We start from the raw sequence: 20383 nt of genomic DNA on the forward strand, positions 1-20383 counted from the left end.
CTTCACTTGATACAATGTAGGCAAAACATCAGCGATTTTCTCGGATAAAGGAGCAATGACATGAGCAGCGGCACAAAAATCGGTATCATCGATATCGGGTCCAACTCGATACGGCTCGTGATCTATGAAATCAATGAGCTTGGGGCTTACCGCGTTATCAGCGAACATAAAGATTCCGCCAGACTCAGCGAGCGTATCGGGTATGATGGTATTTTACATAGCAAAGATATCATATCCATCGTCCCCATCCTATCTCACTACGCGCTGCTATGCCGGGTTCACGAAGTTCAAACAGTAAGAGCTGTGGCAACTGCAGCCATTCGCAACGCGGCCAATTCAACCGATATTGTACGTGTACTTGAAGAGCAGACAGGACTAAAAATTGAAGTGCTAAGCGGAACAGAGGAAGCACGCTACGGTTATTTGGGCGTAATTAATACCATTGACATTCGAGACGCGCTCATCATTGATATTGGTGGAGGCAGCACAGAGGTTACCTTACTGCGGGACCGGAAACTGATCAACAGTATTTCCTTCCCTTTCGGCGCCGTGAACACAACCCGTCAATACATGAAGAATGCCAATTTGACCGAACAGGAGTCGGCCGATATTCGCCGCATGGTGGAGGAGGCCATCGCCGAGCATCCTTGGATTACCCAATCTCCGAATCTTCCGATGATCGGACTTGGCGGTACGATTCGTACGCTGGGCAAAATGAGTCAAAAACGCGCGAAATATTCGCTCCAGCTTGCTCATAATTACGAATTAAAGTCCGGAGAGCTTCGTTCTTTCGTCACCTTGCTTTCTTCCCTTCCCATCGAAAAGAGAAGGAAAATAGACGGTCTCTCCAAAGAACGCTCAGACATTATCGTTCCGGGTCTTATTATTTTAGATACCTTGTTTCAAAGAGCTAGTGCCTCTCAGTGTATCATCAGCGGTTCCGGACTTCGCGACGGTCTGTTCTTCGAGACGTTCGATCCCAAGCAGCCGATCAAGCAGGATGTTCTGGAATCCAGTATTAACAACTTACTCTGCCTCCATCCGAACGGAGCGGAAAAGCATGTCAGACGTGTCGATCAACTCGCCATGCAGCTTTATGACAAACTTGCCGCTCATTTCGATCTTGACGAGGGCAGCCGGCGTTATTTACACGCAACCGCGTTTCTGCACCGAATCGGCGTAAGCGTGCACTATTATCAATATTTGAAGCACACTCAGTACATGATTGCGAATACACGAATCGACGGCCTCACGCATCGGGAAATCGTGATCTGCTCTCTGATCGCTACGTTCAAAACAAAAAGCCGGACCCATCAGCAAGCCCTTGCTTACAAAGACTTGTTAACGGAATCCGACGAGGCGTTAATTGTGAAATTGGGCACACTGCTGAAACTGGCGATTGCCTTGGATCATAGCGAGACTCAGCCTGTTCACGAGCTGATCGTTACCCGCTCTGAAACTTCCCTGACCCTCAAACTGCTTTGTGTTCACAACCCGATTCTAGAGTTGAAAGAACTCGCAGCGGTTACGAAAGAATTTGAGAAAACTTGGGGGCTCAAGCTTAAGACTCAAGCCGGAGTTTTTTCCAAGAAGTAATTTTCATCGCCTCGAACTGGCTCCGATAAGGGGTCAGTTCATTTTTTATGCGGGCATACATCCCGTTGGACATAAGCTCTCTGGCTTTGACATTGTCATTCAGACTGACGTTCAGAATCGAAATCATCATTTTTTTCATTTGCGGGTCCGTGACCGGGCACATCAATTCAATCCGGCGCGTCAAATTCCGTGTCATCCAATCAGCGGAGGATAAATAAACGTCAACATCGCCGCCATTTTCGAAGTAATACATGCGCGAATGCTCCAAGAACCTGTCCACGATACTGCGCACCGTAATATTTTCACTAAGCCCCGGAACTCCTGGACGCAAACAGCATACGCCGCGAATAATCAATTCAATCTTCACGCCCGCTTGCGACGCAGCGTACAACGCATCCACCATTTCCTGATTGGACAAGGAATTCATTTTGGCAATGATCTTGGCCGGTCTGCCTGCTCTGGCATGCGCCGCTTCCCTAGCAATCAGCTCAAACAACTTATCCTTTAGATCCGTCGGCGCTACGGCAAACGTCTGCCAATCATGCGGCGCCGAATAGCCGGTAATTTCATTGAACAACGCCGAGGCATCCTCGCCGATGACGCCATTGGAGGTGAAAAGTCCCACATCCGTATAAAGTCGAGCCGTAATGTCATTGTAGTTTCCTGTCCCCACATGCACATAACGCCGCAGCATATTTTCTTCTTGGCGCACAACGAGGGTAATCTTCGCATGCGTTTTGAGTCCGACAAGGCCGTAAACGACGTGACAACCTGACTTTTCTAGCATTCTCGCCCAGGCGATATTCCGCTCTTCATCAAATCGCGCTTTCAGCTCCACGACGACCGTAACCTGCTTACCGGATTCCGCGGCTCTCGCCAGCGCTTGAATAATCGGAGAGTTCCCGCTCGCCCGGTACAGTGTCATTTTGATCGCCAGCACTTTGGGATCATAAGCCGCATGGACGATAAAATCGGTCACAGCGTCGAACGTTTCATACGGGTGATGAACAAGCACGTCCTTCTGTTTCAGCACATCGAAGAAATCATTCGTATCCTCGAATTCTATGGGATATTTGGCATTTACCCGCGGGTAGCGAAGATTTTCAAATCCACTGAGTGTATTAGCCAGCTTCATAAAATAGGTAATATCGAGCGGCCCGTCAATTTCAAAAGTTTGCTCTTCAATCTCGAACTCATCCTGAAGCTGGGCGAGGGCATATGGATGAATCCCTTCTTGAACCTCAAGCCGTACAGGAGAGCCCCAACGCCGGCGTCTCAGCTCCTTTTCTATCTCCTCAAGCAGATCCTCCGCGCCTTCCTCATTGAGCGTTAAATCGGCATTGCGAGTCACCCTAAAGCCATGAACGGAAATCGGAATATAACCGCTGAACAGCGATTGGATATGATGCTCCATTAATTCTTCGAGAAGAATAAACTCCTGTTTTTTACTATTGGTCCGCGTCGGTACGGAAATGTATCGGGACAAATTGCTCGGAACTTGCACAATGGCAAAATAAGGCTCATCATCCGGGTCATCCCCTTCTCTAAGCAGAAGGACGGCCAAATAGACAGAATGATTATGTACAAGCGGAAATGGCCGGCTTTGATCCACAGCCATCGGCGTCAGAACCGGAAAAATAATGTCATGGTAATATTCATCCATGGCTTTCTTCTGGCTCATATTCAAATCTTCGTATTCCGTGAACACGATGCCTTCTTTCGTCAACAATCTTGTCACTTCACGATACGTTTTGTACTGTTCGCTCACCATTTTGGATGTGCGCTTCATAATTCGTTTAATTAACCCCGCCGGTGTGTAGCCGGTAAAATCTTTTTTGGTATACCCAGCCTTAATTTGATCCTTGAGCCCTGCAACACGAACACTCATGAATTCGTCGAGATTGCTAGATACGATGGCCAGAAATTTCACACGCTCAAGCAGTGGAGTACTTGGATCCTGGGCTTCCTGCAGAACACGCCAATTGAATTCGATCCAACTTAAATCGCGATTTAAGTACTTGGTCGAAATCTCTTTGTGTTCCTTGAGCTCTTTAACTTCTTTCAAATCGGGTTCTCGCGCAATACTCATAAAGCCTCCAATTAGGTTATCTAGTTTATGACTTCATTGTACTATGTGTCCGGTATGCCGACAATGCAGCCCCCCCTTTTCAATTATATGAAGATTTTGTAAAGGAATGATCGTTTCCGTATTTATCCATGTTCATGGTACAATACAAAGAACTGAACCAAGGAGAGAATAAACGATGGGAATCCTGAATCCGCGCTTAGTCCACCAGATTTTCAGGGGCATTTGGGTGGCTTTGATCCTCGCTGGAATCGGCTATGCCTTATACTATGTAGTTCCGCTTATTTACCCATTTATTTTTGGCTGGATTTTAGCTCTTATGCTCAATCCGGTAGTGAATTTCTTCCAATTCAAATTGAAATTTCCGCGTTGGCTTGCCGTCACCTTATCCATGCTCATCTTTTTAGCCGCTATGATAACGGCCATTACGCTGCTTGTCGCTAACATCATTGTGGAGCTAGGATCTCTAGCAGATACCCTGCAGTTCCAGATAAACCGTTGGGTGGAGCAATTCAACGTATTCATCAATTCAACGGCGTTCCAGAACTGGATTGAGAGAATTAATGATTTTTTCGAAAATAACCCTAAATATCAAGAAACCGTCAACAAGAACCTGTCTTCCACGGCAGGCTCGATTGCGGATGTCAGTAAGTATGTCATCAGTTATGTCTTTGACACATTGAGACGTTTTCTCACTTCTCTGCCGAATATTGCAACGATTACGATTATCGTCATGCTGGCTACTTTTTTTATAAGTAAAGACTGGTATCTGCTCATCAAAAGGTATAAAGGCATCTTCTCGGACATCATCGTTAAGACTACGCAATTGATCCGAAACGATTTGCAAAAGGCATTATTCGGCTACATGCGCGCACAGCTCATTCTGGTCTCGCTGACAGCGCTGGTCGTTATCATTGGCTTGCTCGTTCTGCGTGTTGACTATGCCATTACAATCGGCTTACTAACCGGCTTGGCGGATTTGATGCCTTACTTGGGAACCGGCGCGGTGATGGTGCCGTGGATCCTGTACGTGTTTTTTGCACAAGGGGATCTGTTCCTCGGGATCGGGCTCAGCATTCTGTATGGCGTCATCGTAATTGCCAGACAGATTATGGAGCCTAAAGTGCTCGCTTCCTCCGTTGGCCTTGACCCGCTAGCCACATTAATCGCCATGTTCGTCGGATTGAAGCTGTTCGGGCTTCTTGGACTCATTATCGGACCTGTGTCACTTATTCTGATTTCCGCTTTTTACAGAGCACGAATCTTTCACGATATCGCCGCTTACATACAAAAAGGCTCGGCACCTCCTGAATAAAGGAGACCGAGCCTTTGTTATTGGGGCTGCTTGCAAGACCACCGCCTTATCTTCGATTGATCCAATGGATGTTGCCTTTGCCAATTTGTCTTCGGATCAAAGCTAACAGCATCACCTTGAAGATCGTCCTCGTATACGGGAAAACAAGGAGAAAACCGAGGATGTCCGTGATAAAGCCCGGTGTAATCAATAAGATGCCGCCGAGGAAAATACAAATGCCATCCAACAGATGCTGTGCCGGCAGCTGCCCTTGGGACCATTCAAACCGAGCGTACTCCAACACTTTGCGTCCTTCCCGTTTAGCGAAATAAACGCCGAGGACGCTGCTTAGAATGATAAAGGCAAATGTTGCCCAACCGCCAATTAAATGCCCCATCAGGATAAGGAGGGAAATTTCGATGGCAGGCACAACAATGAAAATAGCAATAATGATGCGTAACATAAACCCAACCCCTTCCCCTTTAAGAGTACTCAGATAACAGCTGCCACAATTCCGGCGCTTCCTTGTCTATACGTACTGGCTTCCAAGAAGGATTCACCCAAACATGACGCGTGTTTCCTGTTACAAGCAAATCTCCCTTTGTTTCCGCCGATACAGATGTCAAATCTTCAGTAATCTTCCTGATTTCGTAAGCAAAATGGAGACGTACTGAGCTGATCTCAATCACTCTGGTGTTAATACTTACCAAATCGTCATAGCGAGCCGGCTTCTTGAACTTAACCTCCGCTTCGACGACGGGCAGCAAAAGCCCTTTATCCTCAATGCTGCGGTAAGGGTAGCCTAGCCCCCTGATCAGCTCCGTTCGTCCGATTTCGAACCAGTTCAAATAGTTAGCGTGGTAAACTACGCCCATTTGATCTGTTTCGGCATATCGTACGCGCAGCTGGTGCTCATGCCATCGTTCCTCATTCATGTATATGCAAGCCTCCCAAGGACAAAGTTATGCGTTTAGTATAACACAGAGAGGGGGATGAACTCCCTTTTTGCGGGGCTGCGCGAGGGGGATTGCCAGTGGCAGGAAAGAATGGATTACTTGGAGTAGCTAGCTTGGTAGGACCTGTGAAGGGACGACAGTGGTGGAGTTGAAGAGGTGTACGAGCTTTTGCGATTAGAGTGTGATTCGAGCGTCTGTGTGGCAGGTAAGAATGGATTACTTGGAGTAATTAGCTTGGTAGGACGTGTGAAGGGACGACAGTGGTGGGGCTGAAGAGGTGTGCGAGCTTTTGCGATTAGAGTGTGATTCGAGCGTCCGTGTGGCAGGTAAGAATGGATTACTTGGAGTAGCTAGCTTGGAAGGACGTGTTGTGCGCCCGTCACGCACATTAACGGGAAATTATCCTGCTATTTTCCCATTTCATAAGGGGACAGACCCAATTAACTGGAAATTAGATTTTCCAGCTAATATTTAGAACAGATAGCTGCTAATGATCTTGGCAGCACGGGGCAGCGGCCAAAATCCTCAAGACCTTGCTCCAAGAGGAACTACAGGGCGCTAATTGAGCCAAGTCAGCTCTTTTCAGGGTTCATTTGGAACTACAGGGTCTTATTTAGTCCGCAAGCCGCCTCATGTAATCAAACCCGCCAGAATAAAGGACCACAGTTCCCTCCAACCGCCCAAAGGTCCGTTTTTACTGAAAATAACGGACCATAGTTCCCTCGGGCAACTCCATGTGCATGATTCCCCAAACAAAAGAGAGGCCATCCAGATAAGTCTGATCAGACCCTCTTAGATAGCCTCTTCGTTACAACTTACAGAACGCTCGCTTGGCCGGAGTAGATGATACCTACTTCCGGATAAATCGACACTTCTGTACCGTCTTTAATAACTTCTACTGCGTTCTCAACGCCTACGATAACCGGGATTCCAAGGCTAAGCGCGACAACAGCAGCATGTGATGTAATGCCGCCTACTTCCGTAATCAAAGCGGAAGCTCTTTGTACAGCCGGCATATACTCTTTATCCGTAGTTACCGTTACAAGCACGGCACCGTCAACCATTTTGGCATTCGCTTCTTCAGGCGTGCGTGCTGTGACAACGATACCTGTAGCGGTTTGCATACCGATACCTGTACCTTTGGCCAGCATCTCGCCAACATGATGAACTTTGATCAAGTTCGTTGTTCCAGAGCGTCCGACAGGGACTCCCGCCGTGATAACGACGATATCGCCTAAAGAGACAATGCCTGTTTTGATGGAGCTATCCACAGCCAGGTTGAACAGCTCGTCCGTTGTTTTAGCTTGTACGCTCATTACCGGGATAACGCCCCATACCAGGGATAAACGACGGATCACTTGCTCGCTTGGCGTAATCGCGATGATTGGCGCTTTCGGACGGTATTTGGATACCATTCTTGCCGTATATCCGCTTTCCGTAGCTGTCAAAATCGCTTTCGCCCCAAGTTCTAAAGCCGAATTAGCTACCGCTTGCGAGATCGCTTCTGTGACCGTAACTTGTGCTGCTTGTGCTTGGCGCAGGAAAATTTCTTTGTATTCCAGAGCTGTTTCTGCACGCTCAGCAATACGAGCCATCGTTTCAACGGACTCAACCGGATATTTCCCTGCAGCCGTTTCACCGGAAAGCATCACTGCATCTGTTCCGTCGAACACGGCGTTCGCTACGTCACTTGCTTCCGCACGCGTCGGACGCGGGTTACGCTGCATGGAGTCGAGCATCATCGTTGCCGTAATAACCGGCTTGCCAACGATGTTACATTTTTTGATCATTTGCTTTTGTACAACCGGTACGTCTTCAGCCGGAATTTCAACACCAAGATCCCCACGGGCAACCATCAAACCGTCGGATACTTCGAGAATTTCGTCTAAATTGTCTACGCCCTCTTGGTTCTCGATTTTACTAATGATTTGAATGTGAGTTGCGTTATGTTTTTCCAGCAATTCACGAATTTCCATAACGTCGCTTGCTTTACGCACAAAAGATGCTGCGATGAAATCTACGCCTTGCTCGATACCGAAAATAATATCGTTGGCGTCTTTTTCCGTGATACCCGGAAGCGAGATCTTCACGCCAGGCACGTTAACGCCTTTTTTACTTTTAATCGTTCCGCCATTGACGATGCGGCACTCGATTTCTGTTCCGCGAATGTCAACAACCGTAAGTCCAATCAAACCGTCATCGATTAGAATCGTGGAACCAACTTCAACGTCGCGCGGCAGATCGGAGTAAGTAACGGAGATGCGATCAGCATCGCCAAGAATCTCTTCTGTCGTCAAAACGATATGCTTGTCCTGAACGAGCTCAATCGGTTCTTCCTTTAATTTCCCAGTACGGATTTCAGGCCCTTTGGTGTCTAGCAAAATTGCCGCTAATTTGCCTGTCTCAGCAGATGCAGCGCGAAGATTGCGGATACGTGCGCCATGCTCCTCAAAATCTCCGTGGGAGAAGTTAAGACGGGCAACGTTCATTCCCGCTAACAGGAGTTTTTTCAAATTCTCTTGTGATTCGCTTGCTGGTCCGATGGTACAGACAATTTTCGTTTTACGCATGGTTTCCCTCCTGAGTAAATGTGAACCGACCTATTTCTCTAAATTTATGGTAACGGTCCTCTAACAGCTCCTGTTCGGTCAAGCTTAGCAATGGCTCAAGCTGTTCCCAGATCGCTGTTTTGATAAATTCTGCTTGTGCAGCAGGATCACGGTGTGCGCCGCCTTTAGGCTCCGGAACGATGCCGTCAATGACGTTTAATTCTTTAATGTGATCTGCGGTAATCTTCATTGCTTCTGCCGCGTGTAGAGCTTGGGAAGCATCTTTATATAAGATGGAAGCTGCGCCTTCCGGACTGATTACCGAATAGATCGCATTCTCCAACATCAACACCTTGTTGCCTAATCCTAATGCCAGTGCGCCGCCGCTGCCGCCTTCACCGATAACGATACAGATGATCGGCACACGAAAAGAGGCCATTTCCAGCAAATTTCTGGCAATCGCTTCTCCTTGACCACGCTCTTCTGCAGCATTCCCGGGGAATGCGCCTTTGGTATCGATAAATGTAATAATCGGACGTTTAAACTTGTTCGCTTGGCGCATCATACGCAGCGCTTTACGGAAGCCCTCCGGATGCGGACATCCGAAATTGCGAGCAATATTATCCTTCGTATCTTTCCCTTTTTGATGACCGACTACGGTAACGGGAACACCGTTCAATTTGGCTAGTCCGCCTACAATCGCTAGGTCGTCTCCATACAATCGATCGCCATGAAACTCTATGAAATCTGTAAAAATAGATAAAATATAATCAATCGTCGTCGGCCTTTGAGGATGACGCGCTAATTGCATTTTCTCCGCTGAAGACATGCTGGCGTACAGCTCGTCTTCTAGCTGGACGTATCTTTCTTCCAAACGGCGTATTTCCTCTGAAAAATCAATTTGCTTCTCTGCTCCAAATTTGCGCAGCTCGGCAATTTTGCTCTTCAGTTCCGCTAGCGGCTGTTCAAACGGCATTTCACCCGCCATAAGTCGCCTCCCCCTTCACTCCGTGCATGTCCAGTAGCTTGATTAACGTAGGCCGCATATCCTTACGGGCAACGACCTTGTCGAGCTGACCATGCTCGAGATTGAATTCTGATGTCTGGAAATTGTCCGGCAGCTTTTGTTTAATGGTTTGTTCAATAACGCGGCGGCCCGTGAACCCGAAAGACGCTGCAGGTTCAGCAATGATAATGTCTCCCAGCATGGCAAAGCTTGCGGATACGCCGCCGAACGTCGGATCCGTAATGATGGAAATAAAGAGTCCGCCTTCGTTGCTCAGCTTTGACAAAGCTGCGCTTGTTTTGGCCATTTGCATCAAACTAAGAATACTTTCCTGCATACGCGCGCCACCTGAAGTGGAATAAATAATGATCGGAACCTTCTTTTCAATCGCAGCTTCAACCGCTCTCGTAATTCGCTCTCCTACAACGGAGCCAAGCGATCCGCCCATAAAATCAAAGCTCATTGCCGCAACCACAACCGGATAACCGCCAATGGTGCCTTCCCCGGTTATAATCGCGTCTTGTAATTTCGTCGTGTTCTTCGCTTTATCTAATTTCTCTACATAGTCAGGAAACTGCAAAGGGTCCTCAGAAATCATATTCGCATCGTATTCCAGAAACTGGCCTTCATCGAGCGTTAATTGAATGCGTTCCAATGCGCTTAAACGATAATGGTAGCCGCAAGCTGTACAGACTTTCAGGTTTTTCTCTAGCTCTTTACTCGTTTGAATGGTACCGCATTTCGGGCATTTATTCATTAACCCTTCGGGAATATCCCTTTTTGTTTTCTCAGAAGGAATCGTTGCGTATTTACGCTTTTGAAATAAATCCTTTAGCACATTTCCACCTCTAATTGGCTGATATCGTGAACCTCTGACACGCCACGTTACTTACTTCTACTTTAACTATCTATGTAAAATAGAATTGAGCACTTCCTGCACTTCTTCGACTTCCCCGGCGGGGACGACGATTTCGAACTGATTTTTGGATAAGGAGGAGATCCCCCTTACTTGCACGAGAAATCCTTCTTCCGTCAGCCTCTGTTTAATCCGCTCGGCAATTTTCGCGGTAGGAGCTATGTATATCACCGTCCACATGAAAAAAAACCTCCTATGAAGTGCAACTACATGGATTGGGGCAACTAGTAACGATGATAATAAACTTCCCGCATAAGCATAGGCGCACACAATGGAATAATGATATCATAATTTCTCTTTTTCCCGCAACAGAGCACGTTCATGAAAAAAAGTGAAGTCTGAACTAACAAGTTAGTCCAGACGCAGTTTACTGCTATAATCAGGCGCATGCTCATTCTGATGAGCGATTCTGGCAGAAGCGGCTGCCGCTAACCCGCATATCAAATCATCGAGAAAAACATGCACAGCGCTTTTATCATCGTTGAGGCTCCGGATGATTCCCATTTTTTCTTTATCCAGATAGCCAAAGCTGGTCAATCCGATCATCCCGTATACATGGACAATGCCTAGCGCCAGAGTTTCATCGACACCGAACAAAGGTTCGTCGGCCTCAAGAATAGATTGCAGAGGCTCGGGCAGCAGTTTGTTCTCCGCCAGTTCATCCAGCGCGATACCTGTGTACAACGTGTATTGTACTTCCCGCTTGGCGAGAACAGCCAGCACGCTGTCGATGCATTCTTGCTCCGTGAGTTGTTCATTATAGGGCTTCTGCAGCTTAAACACAATCTCTGAAATTTGTTCAATCGTTACACCGCGCTTTTGCAGCAGCTGGATCATATGTTGTTCGGTCATAAATCTTCCTCCTACACATGAATTGCCCCATGAAATGCCGGGTTCCTATTCATATGCGGAGGAAGCATGCTTTATTTCACTCTTACGGAATCTTTACCCATGATCGTTTCAATCATGCGGACAAGATCCTTGGAAGGATCGACCAGATATTGGTCGCTAAGGGCCAAGAGCTTGTTGCTGCTTTCGTAGAAAAGCGCAACCGCGAGCGGCCCTTTGTGCAGTTTCAGCAGCGCCTTCAGCTGCAGGAGCTTATCCGGCTGCTCGCAGTCAGCCGAGATCTTGACGAACACCCGCTGCGGCTTCGTCTCCGCAGCGGGGCTGCCGCTGCCCTGCACGCGGGCAGCTTCGGTTCGCGCCGGCTGCGGCGCAGCGGCGCGGGGCTCCTGGCGGCCGGCCAGCGGGGCCGCCTGCTTGGCAGGGGCGCCGCTGCGCGCGCCGCCAGATGCGGCAGCCGCGCGAGCAGGCTGGTCGTTGACTCCGTCAACTGCTCGCCTAGGCTGCCTGCGAAGCCGCTGGACGCCCGCAGGGTCGTCCAGCGCTGCAAGCTGCTCCGCGAGCAGCTTGGGCGGGTCCTCGTCCTGCAGCTGCAGCTTCGCCCGGACGAGGACAAGTCTGCCCTTCTGCACGAGCGGAGCAGCATTCTTCCAGGTCTCGGGGAAGAGCACCACCTCGACCTTGTCAATCCGATCCTCCAGCTCCATGAAGGCCATAGGCTGCCCTTTCTTGGTCACGATCGTCTTGTGCGAGAGAATCATGCCCGCGACGAGAACTTCGCTGTTATCCGGCAGCTCAGCCAGCTGATGCAGCATGGCGGCCTCCATTTCAGCAAGGGGCTGCGCATACGCATCGAGCGGGTGCCCGGAAATATACATGCCGAGAAGCTCTTTCTCAAGCTCCAACTGCTTGCTCTGCGGCATGACCGGAATGTTCGGCACCTCGACTTCCCAGTTCGGCTCTTCGACAAAGCCGAAAAGGTGAAGCTGCAGATCGTCCCGTTCTTTGCGCCATTTCGTAGCGGAAGCAATCGTTTCATCCAGAATAGCCATCAGTTGGGCGCGATGGCCTCCCAACGTGTCGAAGGCTCCGCCCTGAATCAACGATTCAACCACCCGCTTGTTGCAGACACGCAAATCAACACGCCGGCAGAAATCAAGCAAACTTTCAAAGGCAGACTTTTTGCGTTCGCTTAAAATCGCATCGATCGCTTGCGTGCCTACGTTTTTGATCGCCGCAAGTCCAAAACGGATCGCCCCGGACGCAGGATCAGGCGTAAACACCGTCCCGCTGCCGTTTACATCCGGAGGCAGAACGTCAATTTTCATCCGCCGGCATTCATCTACATATTCGGCAACCTTCCTGTGATTCCCCATCACGGCCGTTAACATCGAGGCCATGAAATAAATCGGGTAATGCGCTTTGAGGTAGGCCGTTTGGAAAGCCAATACCCCATATGCCGTCGCATGCGCCCTTGGGAAGCCATAGTCGGCAAAGCGCACGATCATATCATAGACATGGTTCGCATCTTCCGCACTAAAGCCTTGCTGCAAGCTGCCCTTCACGAAGTGGGTGCGCTCTTCATCGAGTACTTCCCGCTTCTTTTTGGAAACCGCTCGCCGCAACAAATCCGCTTCACCTAGGGAGAATCCGGCCATTGAAGAGGCGATTTGCATAATTTGCTCCTGATACACGATAATGCCGTACGTATCCCGGAGAATCGGCTCTAAAGTCGGGTGCGGATAATCCACTTCCACCTGACCGTGCTTGCCGTAAATGTATTTAGGAATGAACTCCATCGGACCGGGACGGTACAAAGCCAGTACGGAAATAATGTCCTCAAAAACGGATGGCTTTAAATCTTTCAGCACTTTGCGGACACCCGTTGATTCCAGTTGGAAAACCCCGGTGGTTTCGCCTTTGCTCAGCAAGCTGTAAGTAACCGTGTCTTCGTCCATATCCAACCCGTCAAAGTCCAGGCGCAAGCCTTCCATCTGAGCAATCCAATCCACGGTTCGTTCAATAATCGACAGTGTCCTGAGGCCCAGAAAATCCATTTTCAAAAGCCCAATGGCCTCCAGATGCTCCATCGTATATTGAGTTAACGCTGTCTGTGTCGCACCTTCTTGCAGCGGCACATACTGCGTCAACGGCTCTCTGGAAATAACAACCCCGGCCGCATGCGTCGAAGCATGGCGCGGCATGCCTTCCACGCGCATAGCCATCTCAAGCAGCTCTGCGGTTTTGGGCTGTCTCGCGACCAGCGACTTCAGATCGGAGCTGACCTGCAGCGCCTCCGTGAGCGTCATGCCGAGCGTATTCGGAATCGCCTTGGCCGCGCGGTCCACATCCCCGTAAGGAACGTTCAACACACGGCCGACGTCTCGGACCGCCGCTTTCGCCGCCATCGTTCCGAAAGTAATAATTTGCGCCACATGCTCGTGTCCATATTTAGCTACGACGTAATCGATCACTTCATCCCGGCGCTCATCGCTAAAATCGATATCGATATCGGGCATCGTAATCCGTTCCGGATTCAGAAAGCGCTCAAAGAGAAGCTTGTACTGAAGCGGATCTACATTCGTTATGCGCAGCACGTACGCGACGAGACTTCCGGCAGAAGAGCCCCGGCCCGGCCCCGTCATGATGCGTTTTTCGTGAGCAAAACGAATGAAATCCCATACGATCAAGAAATAATCGGAAAATCCCATGTTCTCAATGACGCCTAATTCATAGGCCAATCGCTCTTCCGCTTGCTTCTTCAGCGGCGAATCCGGATGATCCCACTCAGGTTTTGAGCCATACCGCTGCTGCAAGCCCTGCAAGCACAGCTCTCGTAAATATTCAGCTGCCGTAAGGCGCTCCGGAATAGGCCGGAAACTTGGCAAAATCGATTTGCCGAACTCCAGCTGCAGCTCGCAGCGAGAAGCCACGACAGCCGTATTCGCCAGCGCTTCGGGGACATGGACGAATAACCGCCGCATCTCCTCTTCGCTTTTTAAATACATCTGGCTTGTGCCCATTTTGAGCCGGTCCGTGTCCTCCACGGTTTTGCCGGTCCCAATACAGATCAGGATATCCTGCATCACATGGTCCGGTTCCGTCACATAATGCACATCGTTCGTCGCAATTAGCGGGATGCCGGTTTGTTTGCTCAGCTCGATCATGGCAACCATTACTTTTTTCTGTTCGATCATGCCGTGATCTTGAATTTCCAGAAAGAAGTCATCCCCGAAGATATCCCGATAGCGCTCTGCCGCTTGTCTGGCTTCATCCAACCGGTTATGCAGCAGGTGCTGCGAGATTTCGCTGCCCAGGCAGGAGCTCAAACAGATAAGCCCCTCTGAATGCTTGGACAAATGTTCCAAATCAATGCGCGGTTTATAGTGAAAGCCTTCTAAATGCCCAATGGAGCAAAGCTTCATCAGATTCTGATAGCCCTTGTAATTTTTGGCGAGAAGAATGAGATGGTAGATCGGCTGTTCTTGTCTAGTCCCTTTGTCTCGGATGGAGCCCGCTGTAAAATAAACCTCACACCCGATAATGGGTTTAATGCCACGCTGCTTGCAAGCTTTGTAGAAGGCAATAGCCCCGTACATAACACCGTGATCCGTTAAAGCCAGAGAGGTCATGCCCAGATTAGCTGCTTGCGCAACAAGCTCCTCCATGCGTGCGGCACCATCCAATAAACTGTATTCACTATGCACATGCAAGTGTACAAACGAACTCATCAGCATTTCCTCCCTGCTCTCATTTTATTCCTTACATATTATCATATTGTGGCTGTGCATTCCCATACAATAGGTCATGGAGAGTTTGTCCCCAACATTTAGCTGGAAAGGAAGCGGTAAAAGCCATGGGTGTCTTTTGGGCGAATATCATTTTATACTTCTGCATTGCGTTCGGGGTCGTCTTCGGAGGCAGCATGTTAAGCGGCATCGCAGCTGTGCTGACCTTGCAATCACCGACGGAGAAAATGATGACAGTTGCTGAAAATATTAAAATTTGGGCCATGGTGGCTGCTGTAGGCGGCACGATTGATCCGATACGCTATATAGAAAGTCATGTCGCCATAGGACATTTGAATCCGGCAATTAAACAGATCATTCTGATTATCGTCGCCTTCTTTGGAGCTCAGATCGGCACTTCGCTCATCCAAATGATTTGCAAGGGAGGCCATCAGCCTTGAGGGTGCCTCCTTTTGCCCGATATCAGCGCCTGCTTTCGGGCTTCGGTCTGATGGTTTCGGGAGCCATCATAGGGAGCGCGGTCTATATGAGCATACATCAGCACACCTATACGCAGCTGTATGTGGAAATGCATAAATATTTGCAAGAAAACCGTGATTTGCGTGACGATATCGACAACTTAAACAAGACGAAAAACAAACAATCTTTAATTAATGTCGTCAACGTCCATTTAGTTCCCAAAAATCAGGAAGATCTGATTAGTGAGGATATTCAAAAAGAAATAGAGAGCGATATTAAGAGCGAGTTTAAGATCGTTATCGGCCAGAAAGCTACTTATGTCAAGGATGCTCAGCCTCTGTACGAGAAATTGATTACCCAAAAGACGTACGTTTTGCATGATAAAAAATATGTCGTTGAAGTGAAATCCATCGTGCTGATTCAGACCGAATTGACCATTTGGATTACCGCCCAAGAGAAACGAACATAAGCAATCTTCGGAAACTGTGCGAGATGTGATTGCAATCTCCGCCTAAAATCGCTAAAGTTAACAGTAAACTCGCTTAAAAGGACGGATGAACCACATGTTCGCGATTCAAATCTCTTTATTTTCGCTTATTTGCCTGCTGCTTGCCTTGTCGGTATATTTCAGCTTTCGGGCGCGCCGGGAGAAGGAACCTGCCAAACGCGGCCTCTACTCGGCCCGTATGAATATTTGCATGGGCTTAATGCTGGTGATGATTGCCGTTACGCAGCTCTTCTTCTTCAGCGAGTCCAGCTTCCGCCGCATTTTCGGCACGGTTCTGGTCCTGCTCGGATTGTTTAACCTGTTCGCCGGCATCCGCAATCACGGGCACTTCGATCGCCTGCTGCGCTAGATGACTTGAGCGGTCAGCATCGCTTTGGAAACCAAAGCACCTGCGTGGTAAATTTCCACGTCAATCTTGCCAAACTTACGGCTCACCTCAATAATGGTGGGTCGTATTTCTATTTTGGAGTCGATTTGCAGCGGTTTGAGGAAATAGGTCGACATGTTGTCCATGACAAGATCACCTTTTTTAAACTCCTGCACAATGCGGTAGGCCGCCTGGGTCATTAACGTGGTCAGGACACCCTCCGATACGGTGCCTAAATGATTCGTCATCTGCGGGGTAATGACGCCGTGAAACTGCAGCGTGCCATTCTCAGCTCTGACCTCTTCCAACCCGGACCAGATCAAATCCTCGAACGTTTCCCCGTTCTGCGGCTGCTTCTGAATGTACTGCATCGCTTTCAGCACATCGCTCCGGTTCAGCACGCCCACCATTTTGCGGTTCGTGTCCACAACAGGGAGCAGCTCGATGCCTTCCCACACCATCATATGGGCTGCGGAAGCTACGGAAGTCTGCGGCGTGACCGTGAGCGGACTGCGCGTCATAAGCTTATCAACCGTCTGCAAAGCGTTCGCCCCGACCATATCCTTGGAAGTCACGACGCCAATAATGCGGTTCCACTCATCGACAACCGGGAACCGGCTGTAGCCTGTATCCTCCGACAACCGCTGCCAATCCTTCAGCGTGCTGTTCGCCTTGAGCGCATACAGGGAGGCGCCCGATGCCAGGATATCCTCGACAAGCATGATCTTCTTCTTAATCAAACGATCGTATATCGCTCTATTAATCATGGAAGCTACGGTAAATGTATCGTAACTGCTTGAAATAATGGGCAGCTCCAGCTTGTCGGCAAGGAGCTTCACTTCCGCGCTCGTATCGAAGCCCCCTGTAATGAGTACGCCCGCACCTTGTTCAAGCGCGCAGCTGTGCGCCTTGTTCCGGTTGCCGACGATCAGCAGGCTGCCTGCCTCGATATAGCGCATCATGGCATCCTGCTCCATCGCGCCAATGACGAACTTGTGCAGCGTTTTGTGCAGTCCGCGCGAGCCGCCGAGCACTTGTCCGTCCACCATGTTCACGACTTCCGCGAAGGTCAGCTTGTCGATGTTCTGCCGCAGCTTTTTCTCCACTCTGACCGTTCCGATCCGTTCTTTGGTGGAGACTAGCCCTTGATTCTCCGCCTCTTTGATGGCCCTGTAAGCCGTACCTTCACTTACTTCCATGTTCTTCGCAATTTTGCGAACGGATATTCGGCTGCCGAGCTTCAAACTTTCTATATGGCGTAAAATTTGTTCATGCTTCGTTAATGCATCCATGGATTGAGTATCCAACTGTTACACCCCATTCGCTTGTTCCTGTACTACTCTGTACTACTAGTATAATCGTTACGAAGAACAAGGACAATGCGGACAGCTTCCAGACTGAAAAAAATCCAACCCTATTGGATTGGATGCTTTATTCGTATTATACCAAACATATGTTCGAAGTCAAATGAAAGCTGAGCTTGCGGATGCCCGGTTATTTACGAAACTGCAGCATTTTTTTGCGACCTTGAACAAGCTGCTCCAGCTGCCATTTTTTCATTCGGTTGATACGCTTCAGCTCTCTCCGCTTCTCTTCGTCCACACCCAAAATTTGATGCAAATGAGACGCAATGACGAGAAGCGCCATGGCGATCCAGATGCAGCTGAAAATCATCGGCAGGGAACCTGCGTCCCGCAGCTGCATCTGGGGCAGCGAATAAATCAGCATGCCAAGCGCCGCGCTCATGTATACGACATTTTTAAACCCTTTCAACATTGATCACTCCTTTCGTCTGATGAACTCACAAACCTGTCTTCATCTATTTTCAATGTATGAGACAAGTTCTTGTTATATGAGTGCATAGCGAAAGTTTGGAAAAAACTAATCTTCCCCGAAGCCCTGCGAATGCAGGAAAGCTTTCATGTGCTCGCGCGGACGCAGCGCTTTGGCGGCCATCTCCTTGGACCATGTCGTGTCGACCTTGCCGCCTGTACGAACGTTCATATAGCCGCGGATGGTCTCGTCGTACCGGCTGACCGACTCTTCGTTATCCGTATACCGGTTCTCATGGTATACGGCTTCAAGAGGGAGCCGCGGACGCTGCAGCGGCTCCTGATCCGGCATGCCGATGCACATGCCGAAGACGGGGTACACCAGCTGCGGCAAACCCAGCAGCCGGGATACCTCAGCGGGCTTGTTGCGCAGCCCGCCGATGTAGACAACGCCGAGCCCGAGCGACTCGGCGGCAATGGCTGCATTCTGCGCAGCGAGTGCAGCATCTACGGTGGCAATGATGAGATTCTCGGCATTGCCTGTGATCGGCGTATCCGCGTGGCGGTGCGCCGCCTGCGCGTAGCGGTGCAAGTCCGCGCACCATACGAGAAACAGCGGACATTCACTGACGTACGCCTGATTTCCCGCAAGCGCGGCAAGCTGATTTTTCAGATCGCCATCCGTCACGTGGATGACGCTGAAGGCCTGCATGTTGCTGGAGGTTGAAGCCGCTTGAGCGGAAGCTATAATGGCCTGCAACTGCGCTTCCGTGACAGGCTGATCCGTAAACTTGCGAATCGAGCGGTGATTTTGCAATAACTGGATGACTTCGTTCATATCGATGCGACCTTTCATGGTTCATTTTGTTATTTCACTCAAGGATGCGTTTCAAGTGCCCACGGCTCCTTAAGTATACTTTTAGTTACTATCGTACAAAAAAGTGGCTACTTGTAATTAATTATAATACATCCGATACTTAGATACATAGTTTTAGCCAAACTCACCATTCTATTGGCAGGACTGAAGCTTCACTCATATTTTCGGAGGTGTTTCGTTATGAAAAAAGATTTATTTTCACCATATGAACTAAAAGGCTTGCATATCAGAAACCGGATCGTCATGGCGCCAATGTGTCAGTACTCCGTTACAGCCAAAGACGGAAAGCCCAATGAGTGGCACTACGTACATTACCTCTCCCGCGCGATCGGTGGTACGGGCCTCATCATCGTGGAAATGACGGATGTGCATCCCGACGGACGGATTACGGACAACGATCTGGGCATCTGGTCCGACGAACATATCCCCGCCTTCGCCCGAATTATCGATGGCGTTCATGCGCATGGCGCCAAAATCGGCATCCAGATTGCTCATGCAGGACGTAAAGCCGAGGATGCCGAAGTGCCTGTCGCCCCATCGGCTATCCGTTTCCCCGGGGATGCCTACAAAATGCCGCGGGCACTGACAACGGACGAGGTGCAGGACGTCGTGCGGCAATTCGGCGATGCTGCGAGACGTGCGGTGCAAGCTGGCGTAGACACCATTGAGCTGCATGGCGCTCACGGCTATTTGATTCATCAATTCCAATCGCCGCTCACGAACAAAAGAGACGATATCTACGGGCAAAATCTCGCCCAATTCGGCGTGGAAGTCATTCAAGCCGTGAAAAAAGAAATGCCGGCCGACATGCCGCTCATTTTCCGCATCTCCGCGGTCGAGTACGTTGACGGCGGCTATGATATTGACCACGCCATCGAACTCTCCAAAGCGTATCAAGCCGCCGGCGTCGATGCGTTTCATGTGAGCTCAGGCGGGGAAGGCCCTGCAGGTCAGCGAAAACCGGGCAATTCCCCCGGTTATCAAGTGCCTTTCGCGCGGCAAATTCGCGAAGCGCTGCAGGTTCCGGTCATTGCCGTCGGCATGCTGGCAGACCCGGTTCTGGCCGAGTCGGTCATCACCGGCGAGGATGCCGATCTCGTCGCGATTGCCCGCGGCCTGCTGCGCGACCCGTATTGGGCGACGCATGCTGCCGTGCAGTTGGGGCATGAGCATACCTACATCCCGCAGCAATATGCGCGCGGGTATTGATTTCTTGGCTGCTCCCAAGCCTTGCTACTGCTACTGCTATTGCTATTGCTATTGCTATGTTGCAGTTTATACAACGTAATGACAGGAATTAGGCGCTTTCGCTCCCCTATGTTGTATTCTGTACAGCATAGGAGGCGGAAAAGTGCCGATTTGGGAGCATTCTGTAAAAATGGTTGCATTTTGTACAACATAG

The 20383-nt window shown here is 49.6% G+C and carries 18 protein-coding genes; 6 read left to right on the plus strand and 12 right to left on the minus strand.

Annotated features, from left to right (window positions below; all coding sequences use genetic code 11):
- Positions 1-60: 60 nt before the first annotated feature.
- Positions 61-1596, plus strand: a complete 1536-nt coding sequence (locus GC097_RS14805) for a Ppx/GppA phosphatase family protein (protein ID WP_171684075.1) — start codon at positions 61-63, stop codon at positions 1594-1596.
- Here the strand turns inward: GC097_RS14805 and GC097_RS14810 are convergent.
- Positions 1562-3685 carry an RNA degradosome polyphosphate kinase gene (locus tag GC097_RS14810; RefSeq protein WP_171684076.1) on the minus strand — a complete coding sequence of 708 codons (2124 nt, stop codon included), beginning with the start codon at positions 3683-3685 and terminating at the stop codon, positions 1562-1564. The two genes, GC097_RS14805 and GC097_RS14810, sit on opposite strands and share 35 nt — an antisense overlap.
- A gap of 175 nt (positions 3686-3860) precedes the next feature.
- Here GC097_RS14810 and ytvI point away from each other — a divergent pair, with 175 nt between their 5' ends.
- Positions 3861-4997, plus strand: a complete 1137-nt coding sequence (gene ytvI / locus GC097_RS14815; RefSeq protein ID WP_171684077.1) for a sporulation integral membrane protein YtvI — start codon at positions 3861-3863, stop codon at positions 4995-4997.
- 46 nt (positions 4998-5043) lie between these two features.
- Here ytvI and GC097_RS14820 read toward each other — a convergent pair whose 3' ends face one another.
- The 8 genes from GC097_RS14820 to GC097_RS14855 form a co-directional block, all read right to left on the minus strand.
- Positions 5044-5439: an FxsA family protein gene (locus GC097_RS14820; RefSeq protein ID WP_171684078.1), complete on the minus strand. Its 396-nt coding sequence runs from the start codon at positions 5437-5439 to the stop codon at positions 5044-5046.
- 19 nt (positions 5440-5458) lie between these two features.
- Positions 5459-5911 carry an acyl-CoA thioesterase gene (locus GC097_RS14825; protein ID WP_171684079.1) on the minus strand — a complete coding sequence of 151 codons (453 nt, stop codon included), beginning with the start codon at positions 5909-5911 and terminating at the stop codon, positions 5459-5461.
- An 836-nt stretch (positions 5912-6747) separates the two neighbouring features.
- Entirely contained in the window at positions 6748-8502 is a 1755-nt protein-coding gene (pyk, locus tag GC097_RS14830) for a pyruvate kinase (protein ID WP_171684080.1), read from the minus strand.
- Positions 8495-9469, minus strand: a complete 975-nt coding sequence (gene accA / locus GC097_RS14835) for an acetyl-CoA carboxylase carboxyl transferase subunit alpha (RefSeq protein WP_171684081.1) — start codon at positions 9467-9469, stop codon at positions 8495-8497. The genes pyk and accA overlap by 8 nt, the downstream gene beginning before the upstream one ends.
- Complete coding sequence (accD, locus tag GC097_RS14840; protein WP_171684082.1) at positions 9459-10325, minus strand: acetyl-CoA carboxylase, carboxyltransferase subunit beta; 867 nt, start codon at positions 10323-10325, stop codon at positions 9459-9461. Before accD ends, accA begins: the two co-directional genes overlap by 11 nt.
- Before the next feature lie 66 nt (positions 10326-10391).
- A complete protein-coding gene (locus GC097_RS14845; RefSeq protein WP_171684083.1) occupies positions 10392-10583 on the minus strand; it encodes a glutamate decarboxylase in 192 nt (63 codons plus the stop codon).
- A gap of 171 nt (positions 10584-10754) precedes the next feature.
- Positions 10755-11255, minus strand: coding sequence for a phosphatidylglycerophosphatase A family protein (locus GC097_RS14850; RefSeq protein WP_171684084.1), 501 nt, complete (start codon positions 11253-11255; stop codon positions 10755-10757).
- Positions 11256-11326: 71 nt separating this feature from the next.
- Positions 11327-14980, minus strand: a complete 3654-nt coding sequence (locus tag GC097_RS14855; protein WP_171684085.1) for a DNA polymerase III subunit alpha — start codon at positions 14978-14980, stop codon at positions 11327-11329.
- 125 nt (positions 14981-15105) lie between these two features.
- Between GC097_RS14855 and GC097_RS14860 the strand changes: the two genes are divergently transcribed.
- From GC097_RS14860 to GC097_RS14870, 3 genes are all read left to right on the plus strand, one after another.
- Positions 15106-15438, plus strand: coding sequence for a YtrH family sporulation protein (locus GC097_RS14860; RefSeq protein ID WP_171684086.1), 333 nt, complete (start codon positions 15106-15108; stop codon positions 15436-15438).
- A gap of 2 nt (positions 15439-15440) precedes the next feature.
- A complete protein-coding gene (locus GC097_RS14865; protein WP_512699049.1) occupies positions 15441-15926 on the plus strand; it encodes a sporulation membrane protein YtrI in 486 nt (161 codons plus the stop codon).
- A 94-nt stretch (positions 15927-16020) separates the two neighbouring features.
- Entirely contained in the window at positions 16021-16314 is a 294-nt protein-coding gene (locus GC097_RS14870; protein WP_171684304.1) for a YtpI family protein, read from the plus strand.
- On the opposite strand, the gene GC097_RS14875 is transcribed toward GC097_RS14870, so the two are convergent.
- From GC097_RS14875 to nfsA, 3 genes are all read right to left on the minus strand, one after another.
- A complete protein-coding gene (locus GC097_RS14875) occupies positions 16311-17624 on the minus strand; it encodes a DRTGG domain-containing protein (protein ID WP_171684088.1) in 1314 nt (437 codons plus the stop codon). The genes GC097_RS14870 and GC097_RS14875 overlap by 4 nt on opposite strands.
- A gap of 202 nt (positions 17625-17826) precedes the next feature.
- Positions 17827-18108: a hypothetical protein gene (locus GC097_RS14880; protein WP_171684089.1), complete on the minus strand. Its 282-nt coding sequence runs from the start codon at positions 18106-18108 to the stop codon at positions 17827-17829.
- 105 nt (positions 18109-18213) lie between these two features.
- Positions 18214-18942: an oxygen-insensitive NADPH nitroreductase gene (nfsA, locus tag GC097_RS14885; RefSeq protein WP_171684305.1), complete on the minus strand. Its 729-nt coding sequence runs from the start codon at positions 18940-18942 to the stop codon at positions 18214-18216.
- A 219-nt stretch (positions 18943-19161) separates the two neighbouring features.
- On the opposite strand from nfsA, the gene GC097_RS14890 reads away from it, so the two are divergent.
- Positions 19162-20190 carry an NADH:flavin oxidoreductase/NADH oxidase gene (locus tag GC097_RS14890; RefSeq protein WP_171684090.1) on the plus strand — a complete coding sequence of 343 codons (1029 nt, stop codon included), beginning with the start codon at positions 19162-19164 and terminating at the stop codon, positions 20188-20190.
- The last annotated feature ends 193 nt before the right edge of the window (positions 20191-20383 follow it).

This window comes from Paenibacillus planticolens, assembly GCF_013141725.1.
Lineage (GTDB): Bacteria > Bacillota > Bacilli > Paenibacillales > NBRC-103111 > Paenibacillus_E > Paenibacillus_E planticolens.

Excerpts from the sequence above, each read along its gene's own strand:
- GC097_RS14880 (WP_171684089.1), bottom strand. The coding sequence starts at position 18,108 with ATGTTGAAAGGGTTTAAAAATGTCGTATACATGAGCGCGGCGCTTGGC.
- pyk (WP_171684080.1), bottom strand. The coding sequence starts at position 8,502 with ATGCGTAAAACGAAAATTGTCTGTACCATCGGACCAGCAAGCGAATCA.
- GC097_RS14870 (WP_171684304.1), top strand. The coding sequence starts at position 16,021 with ATGTTCGCGATTCAAATCTCTTTATTTTCGCTTATTTGCCTGCTGCTT.
- GC097_RS14875 (WP_171684088.1), bottom strand. The coding sequence starts at position 17,624 with ATGGATGCATTAACGAAGCATGAACAAATTTTACGCCATATAGAAAGT.
- accA (WP_171684081.1), bottom strand. The coding sequence starts at position 9,469 with ATGGCGGGTGAAATGCCGTTTGAACAGCCGCTAGCGGAACTGAAGAGC.
- GC097_RS14810 (WP_171684076.1), bottom strand. The coding sequence starts at position 3,685 with ATGAGTATTGCGCGAGAACCCGATTTGAAAGAAGTTAAAGAGCTCAAG.
- GC097_RS14820 (WP_171684078.1), bottom strand. The coding sequence starts at position 5,439 with ATGTTACGCATCATTATTGCTATTTTCATTGTTGTGCCTGCCATCGAA.
- GC097_RS14805 (WP_171684075.1), top strand. The coding sequence starts at position 61 with ATGAGCAGCGGCACAAAAATCGGTATCATCGATATCGGGTCCAACTCG.
- nfsA (WP_171684305.1), bottom strand. The coding sequence starts at position 18,942 with ATGAACGAAGTCATCCAGTTATTGCAAAATCACCGCTCGATTCGCAAG.
- GC097_RS14850 (WP_171684084.1), bottom strand. The coding sequence starts at position 11,255 with ATGACCGAACAACATATGATCCAGCTGCTGCAAAAGCGCGGTGTAACG.
- GC097_RS14890 (WP_171684090.1), top strand. The coding sequence starts at position 19,162 with ATGAAAAAAGATTTATTTTCACCATATGAACTAAAAGGCTTGCATATC.
- GC097_RS14860 (WP_171684086.1), top strand. The coding sequence starts at position 15,106 with ATGGGTGTCTTTTGGGCGAATATCATTTTATACTTCTGCATTGCGTTC.
- GC097_RS14825 (WP_171684079.1), bottom strand. The coding sequence starts at position 5,911 with ATGAATGAGGAACGATGGCATGAGCACCAGCTGCGCGTACGATATGCC.
- ytvI (WP_171684077.1), top strand. The coding sequence starts at position 3,861 with ATGGGAATCCTGAATCCGCGCTTAGTCCACCAGATTTTCAGGGGCATT.
- GC097_RS14855 (WP_171684085.1), bottom strand. The coding sequence starts at position 14,980 with ATGAGTTCGTTTGTACACTTGCATGTGCATAGTGAATACAGTTTATTG.
- GC097_RS14845 (WP_171684083.1), bottom strand. The coding sequence starts at position 10,583 with ATGTGGACGGTGATATACATAGCTCCTACCGCGAAAATTGCCGAGCGG.